This is a genomic window from Pseudomonas sp. PDM02, assembly GCF_014852285.1.
In the GTDB taxonomy this organism is placed as follows: Bacteria; Pseudomonadota; Gammaproteobacteria; order Pseudomonadales; family Pseudomonadaceae; genus Aquipseudomonas; species Aquipseudomonas migulae.
The window spans coordinates 72,290-80,610 of sequence record NZ_JACVBL010000020.1; the positions used below are offsets into that span (position 1 = coordinate 72,290).

5 protein-coding genes are annotated in these 8,321 nt (G+C 62.8%); all 5 read right to left on the minus strand.

Going from position 1 to position 8,321, the window contains the following annotated elements; all coding sequences use genetic code 11:
* Positions 1-11: 11 nt before the first annotated feature.
* Positions 12-2,594 carry a TonB-dependent receptor plug domain-containing protein gene (locus tag IB245_RS27455; RefSeq protein ID WP_192229268.1) on the minus strand — a complete coding sequence of 861 codons (2,583 nt, stop codon included), beginning with the start codon at positions 2,592-2,594 and terminating at the stop codon, positions 12-14.
* 228 nt (positions 2,595-2,822) lie between these two features.
* The gene (locus IB245_RS27460) at positions 2,823-4,412 is read right to left on the minus strand and encodes an ABC transporter substrate-binding protein (RefSeq protein ID WP_192229269.1); all 1,590 of its coding nucleotides are present in this window, start codon (positions 4,410-4,412) and stop codon (positions 2,823-2,825) included.
* A gap of 4 nt (positions 4,413-4,416) precedes the next feature.
* A complete protein-coding gene (locus tag IB245_RS27465) occupies positions 4,417-5,625 on the minus strand; it encodes an LLM class flavin-dependent oxidoreductase (protein ID WP_192229270.1) in 1,209 nt (402 codons plus the stop codon).
* A 15-nt stretch (positions 5,626-5,640) separates the two neighbouring features.
* Positions 5,641-6,864, minus strand: coding sequence for a lipase family protein (locus IB245_RS27470; protein WP_032828708.1), 1,224 nt, complete (start codon positions 6,862-6,864; stop codon positions 5,641-5,643).
* A gap of 14 nt (positions 6,865-6,878) precedes the next feature.
* Complete coding sequence (locus IB245_RS27475; RefSeq protein ID WP_008028127.1) at positions 6,879-7,952, minus strand: ABC transporter substrate-binding protein; 1,074 nt, start codon at positions 7,950-7,952, stop codon at positions 6,879-6,881.
* Positions 7,953-8,321: the final 369 nt, after the last annotated feature.

The window sequence follows — 8,321 nt, forward strand, 5'->3', positions numbered from 1 at the left end:
GTGCCGCTGCGTTAAAACTGGTAATCCACCTGGGCCAGCAACGTGCGGCCAGGCATGGGTTGCAAAAAGGTATTGGTCGAGCCGGCCAAGCCGCTGACGAAGTTCAGTTCGTTGGTCAGGTTGAGCACCCGCAACGTGGTGCTCCATTGCGGCTGGCGGTAATACACCGCGAGGTCGAGGTTGTACTCGTCGGGGATTTTCACGGTCTTGCTCAGGTTCAAATACCAGCTGCTGGTCCACCAGCCGGACAGCTCGGCGCCGAAGCCCGAGTCAAAGCGATAGTCGACATAACCGCTGGCGGTGTACTCGGGAATCTGCACCGCGTCGAAGCGCCCGGACGGCCGCTGGTTGAGGCTGTTGTTGTCGCCGAACACCGTGCCGTTGTCGGGCACAAACCCGGCCGAGGCGAAACCGGCCTGCGAGGCAAACTCGTTGTAGGCGCTGAGTTTTGACAGGTTGAGGCCGCTGCGCAGGTGATTGTCCGGCTGGTAGCGAAGGGTCGATTCCACGCCCTTGATCACCAGTCGGGCAATGTTGTTATTGCTGTCGGGCGATTGATCCCGCGCCTGCTTGAACGCGGCCAGGGTCATGAACAGTTCGTTGGGCACCGCTTCGATTTTCAGCCCGACTTCGTGCAACACGCTGAGGCTCTGGAAGGCCAGCGGGTTGAGCTGATTGGCACCGGCGCCGCTGCCCCAGCCGAGGCCGTTGGAGAAGAACCCGGTATTGACCGCCAATGAGCGATCGAAGGTGTAATACAGCGTGCTGTTTTCGGTCGGTTTGATGTACGGGCTGACCTGAAACGCGAACAGCCGATAATTGTCGCTGTCCTTGCGCGGATTGCCACCGGCCAGCACGAACGGGTTCTCGATTTCAGCGTCGATCCAGCTGCGGCTGGCGCCAATGTTCAGACCGACGCTGTCACCGAATCGCAGGTTGTGCTGGCTGAACAGGGTCTTGGTGGTCCAGGTGCTTTCGGCGGTGTAGGGCGCCACCGACTCGGCGTATAAACCGTGGCCCGCCGGGTACATCGCCGGCAGATTCAGCCAGCCGTAGTAGTTGGAGAATTGCGCCACGCCGGGCTGGCCGATCCAGGCGCCATTGCCGCCGGCGGGGTTGGAGCCGGTCAGGCCCAGCAAAGTGCCGGGATTCTTGCCCGACGGGTCCTGGGTCAAGTCATAGGCGTTGATGGTCGAGCCGAAATTGTTGTTGGCGGCGATCGACTGGTTGAACTCGCGGCGGTAGATCACCCCGGTGTTGCTGTCATCGCGCAGGGTCAAGCCGCCGAGTTGCACCTCGTTGCGCGAGCGGAATTCGAAGCGGTTATCGAACAGATTGTCCTTGGACTGCACCTGGAAAGAACCGACCGCATCGGTCATGTCTTTGGAGCGCTGGTAGAAGGTGCTGTTGGCCAGGGTGATGGTTGGTGTCAGGTCGGCTTCGACCCGCAGCTGTGTGGTGAAGCGCCGCGAGCTGTTTTCATCCTCGTCGCGCTGGCCGGTTTGTGACGACAGGCTGGTCAGGCCATTGCCCGTCAACGTCGGGTCATACACCCAGCCGCGCAAACTGCCGGGGCTGCTTTGGGTGTTGGGCGAGGCCGTCTGGAAGCTGCCGTTGACCACGCTGTATTGACCTTGTGCGTTGCGCTGTCGTTTGACCCAGCCGAGGGTCGGCGCATCGGCTGCGCCGGACGCCAGCACCGGCGACCACAGGGTGTTGCCGTTCTGGATGATCGGCGTGGCGCGCCCGGCGTAGTACTTGCCGCTGTCCACCAGTTCCTGGTTGGCGCGGTTCCAGCCGTGGGTGATGTTGTAGTCGTAGTAATTGTCGTAGCTGGCGTTCCAGTCGACCCGCACAGTGTCGTTGCGCCAGGCGAGGGCGCCGTAGAACGCGTCGAAGTTGTTGTCGACGTTGTCGTAGAAGTCTTCCTGGCGCTGCTTGGTGATGCTCAGGCGATAGGCGAGGTTGTCAGTCAGCGGCCCGGTGTTGTCGATGCTGAATTTACTGGAATCGCGGGATTCACCGTCCGGCATCCAGGCGCCCAGTTCGCCGCTGAGTTTGGTTTTGAATTCGTTGAAATTGGGTTTCTTGCTCAGGTAATTGACGTATCCGCCACTGCCCGACACCGAACCGTAGGTCACCGAAGACGGGCCGGCGACGATGTCGGCGCCTTCGTAGGCGTTGAAGTTGGCCGGGTGGCGCACGCCGTATGCGCGTTGCCCGTCCTGGAACACTTCGGAACCCTGGGCGCGGAACTGCGGGGCGAGGCCGGCGTTCTGGCCGCCTCCGCGGGTAATGCCGGGGGCGTATTTCACCAGATCATCGGCGCTGCGGATCGAGTCGCTGGCCAGTTGCTCGGCGTTGATCTGGGTGATGGAGCGAGGCGTGTCGAGCACCTTGGTTTCGATGCCGCCATAGACGGACGTGGGTGGCCGGGTGGGCAGCGCGTCATCGTCGGACTCGCTGGCACTCGCCTGGACGGTGACGGTTTGCAGTTGGGTGTCGGCGGCGAAGGTCGGCATCGACAGGGTCGACATCACCGCCATGGCCAGGGCGGAGCGTTTTACGGGCAAACGAAAGGCGATAGAGGGCATGGCAAATGAGCCTCGAGATAAAAATTCATGGAAATTTGTAGGCGTTTCCTGACCCCCCCGACCTTGTAGGAGCCGGCTTGCTGGCGATGGCGGTGGTGGCCGTTATGACGCCATCGCCAGCAAGCCGGCTCCTACAGGGGCGTGGTGTGTCAGTCAGATCGTGTTGCGCCATTCGCCGGCAAGCCGGCTCCTACAAGGATTCGTTCCCGTAGGGCATGTTGTTAGGTGTTACGCCGTGTCTTTCAACCAGAGCTTTTCAAACCGCCAGGTGCTGAACAGCGACTCTTCCGCCGCCGCGCCGCCTACGCGGTTGGCCACGCTGTCGAGCAGGTCGGCGTAGCCCCAGATCAGCATGCCGCCGCGTTCGTACTGGATCTGTTGAACCTGATGCACCAACGCTTTGCGTTTCTCCAGATCGGGCTGGGCCATGGCTGCCAGAAACAGCTCGCTGAACTGCGCATCCTTGAAGTGCGTCTTGTTGGCCACGGCAAACGGCGCGTCGGTGTGGATCGCACTGGCCAGGAACGGCGCGCCGATGCTGCCGCCGGTGCTCAAGGTCCAGTCGGTGCGCAGCGGTCCCTGAAACGTGGCCAGGTCCACTTGCTTGACCTTGAGCGTGACGCCAATGCGCTTGGCCTGTTCGGCCAGCACCAGCGCCGACGTCAGCCCCGGCCCCGGCGTGGTCACCAGTTCCAGTTCAAGGTTTTCGCAGCCGGCCTCCTTGAGCAATTGCGCCGCGCGCCGCGGATCGTGGGGACGCGGCCCGAGCGTGTGGTTGAAGGTCGGATCGCTCGGCGCATACAGGTCGTTGGCCACGCGGCCCTGACCGTTGAGCGCCCGGCGCACCAGTTCTTCGCGATCCGCCAGCAGGCGAAAGGCCTCGCGCACCCGTGGATCGTTGAACGGTGGCTTGTCGAGGTTCATGTCGAACGACAACCAGTTGCCGGTCACCGATTTCAACACCTTGAGCCGAGGGTCGTGCTGCAGCACTTCCAGCTGTTCGGTGGGCATCACGTTGGCCATGTCGATCTGCCCGGAACGCAGGGCTGCCAAGCGCGAAACCTGATCCTTGAAGTCGATGATTTCCAGCTCGTCGGCGTAGGGTTTGCCGTCCTTGTAGTAGTTCTCGAAGCGGGTGAACAGCGAGCGCTGGCCGGGGGTGAAGCTTTTCAGTTTGTAGGGGCCCGCGCCCACCGGATTGCTCACCGGGTGATAGTCCACCGGCACGATGCCACCGAAGTTGACCCAGGTTTCCGCCAGCGGCATATAGCTGCGGCCTTCACGGAAGTTCAGGCGCACGGTGCGCGAGTCAAGCTTGACCAGGTTGTCGCGGTCCACCCAGTGCAACAGCGCGGCATAGGGCGAGGCCAATTGCGGGTCAGTGAGGCGACGGATCGAGAAGATCAGGTCATCGGCATCGATGGTCTTGCCATGGTGGAATTCCAGCCCGGGGCGCAGGCGTAACGTCCAGCTGCTGGCGTCGGCATTCGGCTCGGCGAACTCGGCGAGGGCCAGGCGCGGCTGCATCTGTTCGTCCCATTCCCACAGCTTGCTGTACAGCGCAAAGCCCCGAACGATGCCGCTGCCGATGGGTTTGTGCGCATCGAGGTTGCCGCTCTGGTTGCCGTCGAGAATCCCCAGGCGCAGGCGTCCGCCATAACGCGGCTGATCGTCGGCGGTGGCAATCGCCGCCGCCGTTTTTTCGCCGCTCGGGCCACACCCGGCGAGCAGGCCGCCACCGAGCAGCAAACCGCCGCCAAGCAGTGCGCTGTGACCGAGAAAATCCCGGCGACTGAACAATGAATGATCCTCGCTCATGGCATCAGGCTCCGGCCGGGCCGTTGGCGGAACGCAGTTCCAGCGGCGCCGGCAGCGGGCGGCTCAGCTCGGCGCGTTCGCCGCGAAAGTGCGGCAGGATGTGCTCACCCAGGCGATAGGCTTCTTCGAGATGCGGGTAACCGGCGAGGAAGAACAGGTCGATGCCGATGGCGTTGTACTCGCGAATCCGCGCCACGACATTTTCATAACTGCCCACCAACGCGCAGCCCGGCGGAATACCGATGTAGCCGAAGCCGGTCCATACATTCGGGTGGATGAAAAAGTCATCGAAACTCTGGGTTTCCGTCTTCTGCGCGAACTCGTTTTCATAGCTGAGTTTGCGCGCGGTGCGCAGCCCGGCATGCGCGGCCACGGCCTTGACCGCGCCCCTGGCGATGCCTTCATCGAAGAAGCGCCTGGCTTCGGTACGCGCCAGTTCCTCGGTCTCGCGGGTGATGACGTCAATCGACAAACCGAAGCGAATGTCGCTGCGTCCGTATTTCAGTGCGCGCTCGCAAATGTCGGCGATCAGCGCGGCAATCTCGTTCGGGTGCTCGGCGCGCATCAGGTAGAAGTCAGCATGTTTGGCGGCGAATTCCCGGGCGGGGATCGACGAGCCGGCGGTGCAGATCAGCGGCAGCTCGGCTTTCTTCAACGGCCCGCGCAGGCCACCGCCCTCGGCCTTGTAGAATTTGCCCTCGTAGTGGAAATTCTCGTTGTGCCAGTAACCCTTGACCACGTCCATGAACTCGATGGCGCGCTCATAACGCTCATCGTGATCACTGAAATCGCCGACCTGGCGCTGAATCGCATCCGAACCGCCGTTGATGATGTTCCACACCAGGCGGTTGCCGGTCGCCCGTTGATAGGTCGCGGCCTGCTGCACCGCCACCCACGGCGTGTAGTGGTAGGGCTGGAACGCGGTGACGAATTTCAGCGTGCGGGTTTCCCGGGCCAGCAGCGAGCAGACCGTCCACGGTTCCTCGCCGGAGGGCGCGTTGACCATCAGCGCACCGCCGAAACCGTTGATCTCGGCAGCCTTGGCGATCTGCCCGAGGTAGTCGATGTAGGTGAAGTGATCGCCGACGCTGAACCCCGAGACGGCGCCGGTGCTCGGGCCGCCACGGTGCCAGTCGCCACGGTTGCGCGGGTCGCCGGGGAGGAATTGGGTTTCGCCATGCAGGGGCAGGCGGGTGAAAAATTCAATACTCATGTCGAAGGCTCCGTCTTACTGCACGCTGGGGCTGCAGATCGGGGTGATGGGCTGGTCGTTGATGACCTTGTGCGCGAATGGCACCGAGTCCTTGAGCGAGGCGTTGACCGTTTCGCTGTGGCCCAGCCCTTTGTAGAGATGGCCTTCAACCACCGAGCCGGTCTTGCAGGCGTCCTGCATCAGCGCGACCTGTGTCGAGGCGGCCGGGGTTTTGTCTTCGGCGCCGGTGCCGATGAAGATCGGCTGGGCCAGTTTCAGCGTCGGGTAGGAGACCTGTTTTTGCCACGCGGCGAGCTGGTCGCCCTTGTAGTCTTTCTTGGCATTGGCCGGGGTCAGGCCGACGCCGACCACATCGCTGACCAGCGCTGCCAGGCAACTGGTGCGCGCTTGTTCGAACAGCGGCAGGGCCTTGTCGGTGTAGAAATCCTTGGGGTTGATACTCGGGTCGTATTGCTGGGCCGCGAGCAGGGTGTAGAAGCCATAGGCGAGGGACGCATCGACTTTGTTGACGTCCTGTTCACCGACGTTTTTCGCGCCGACGGTGTAGATAACACCGGTGCCGATGCTGCCTTTGACACCAAGGTCCGGTGCATAGGTCGGTGCATACGCCGCCGAGGCGAAGGCGCCCGCGCCACCTTGGGACTGACCGACGATCAGCACTTTGTTGGCCAGCCCCGGAACGCCCGCAACCACGGCTTTTGCTGCGTCGAGAATGCCGTAGGCGGCCATGCGATTGTTCAGCAGCGGGTGACCGCCGGGGACGCCGAGGCCCTGATAGTCGGTGGCGACGATGGCATAACCTTCATCCAGCCAGCGGCTGAGGTATTGCACGTCACGGTAGGAGCGACCTTGCCAGGACGGCGCGCACACATCGGCCACACCGACCGTGCCATGCCCCCAGCTGGCAACCGGCCAACCACCGGCGGGCGCCTTGCCTTTGGGCAGGAACAACGTGCCGGAGACCACGATCGGCGTCTTGTTGTCGATGCCATCGGTGGAGGTGTAGAGAATCCGCTGCGCGCTGGCGGCGTTGGGCAGGCTCAGGGTTTTTTCCAGCGGCTCGCTGCGCAGCAGTTTGCCTGGCGTGGCCGGGATCACCTCTTGCCAGGTGTAGAACGCCGAGACGCGGCCATCGCCCTGCTGCGGGTCGGGTTTGGGGGCGTGGGCACCGGCAGCCATGGCACTCATGGACAGCGCCAGGACGCTCAGACCGAAAACGAATTGTTGCGGCAGTTTCATCTGGATTTCCCTATTCATGGATTGTTGCTGACCTGGCCGCGCAGGGCCGGCCAGTAGTCGGTGAGTTTCAGATCGATCAGCGCCTGGTTGGTGAAACCGGTGGCCAGCGAAGGGGTGATGTCGTAGGTATCGCGAATCAGGTGGTTGGCCAGCGCATAGGCGGTGAGTGCCTGATAGTGGGCCTTGAGTTGCTGGTCGCTTTTCGGCGCCCAGCGGTCTTTCCAGGCCACGGGATCGTTCTGGTCGTCGCGGCGCAGTACGCTTTCAGCGGTGCCGGCGCGGGAGGAGAGTTCGTAGTAGGCGTCCTGGTTTTGTTCCTGGGAGATCCACCAGGCGGCTTTGATCCAGGCGGTCGCCAGCAGTTGAGTAATGTCCGGGTGCTGCGCGACAAAACTGTCGGTGCCCCAGAGGTCGGAGACCAGACGCCAGTCGTTGGCGCCTTGCTTGGTCGACCAGATGATCTTGCCGACACCTTTGTCTTCCAGCGCATAGGCTTCGCTGAGCAATACGGCCGCATCGACTTTGCCAGCGGACACCGCTGCGGCGCCGACTTGCGGATTGAGGTTGGCGATCTTGAAATCGTCGAGCTTCAGGCCCTTGCTGGCGAGGAAGTTGCTGAACGCGAACTCCCACGGACGACCGCGATGCAGGGCCAGGCGTTTACCCTTGAGGTCGTCGATGCTGTTGGCGCTGGAACCGGCGGGCACCACCAGATAGATGTTGTTGCCGCTGCCACCGGGCACGATCAGCTTGCCCGGCACACCGCCCGCCCCGGCAATCACGGAAGGCAGGTCGCCGCGCACGGCAAAGTCGATGCTGTTGTTGCTGAAGCCTTCGTTGATCTGCGGCCCGGCGCCGGCGTGGGGCAGGGCGATCCAGTCGAGCTTCACACCGCGCTGCGCCAGCTGCTGTTCCAGCCAACCGTCCTCGATCACCCGCCCGGCGATCCCGCCGAATACCGGTTTGCCACCCTGCGTATACGCGACGATAGCGATCTTCACCGACGCCGGTGCCTGTCCGGCCAGCGCCGTGGCACTGAGCAGAAACCCGGTCAAGGCGACCAGGCTGTTGCGCCAGAAACGTTTCATTGAACTCTCCCTAAATGGCTATTGGCGAAACACGGTCTTTGTAGGAGCCGGCTTGCCGGCGATCTGGCCTTCAAACCTTGCGGCGTTTCTGCCGACGCCATCGCCGGCAAGCCGGCTCCTACAGGGTTTTGCGGTGTCCGATGCTGCTGCGTTGTGAACACAGTCCTTGTAGGAGCCGGCTTGCTGGCGATAGGGCCTTCAAACCATGCGGCGTTTCTGAGGACGCCATCGCCGGCAAGCCAGCTCCTACAGGGTTTTGCGGTGTCCGATGCTGCTGCGTTGTGAACACAGTCCTTGTAGGAGCCGGCTTGCTGGCGATAGGGCCTTCAAACCATGCGGCGTTTCTGAGGACGCCATCGCCGGCAAGCC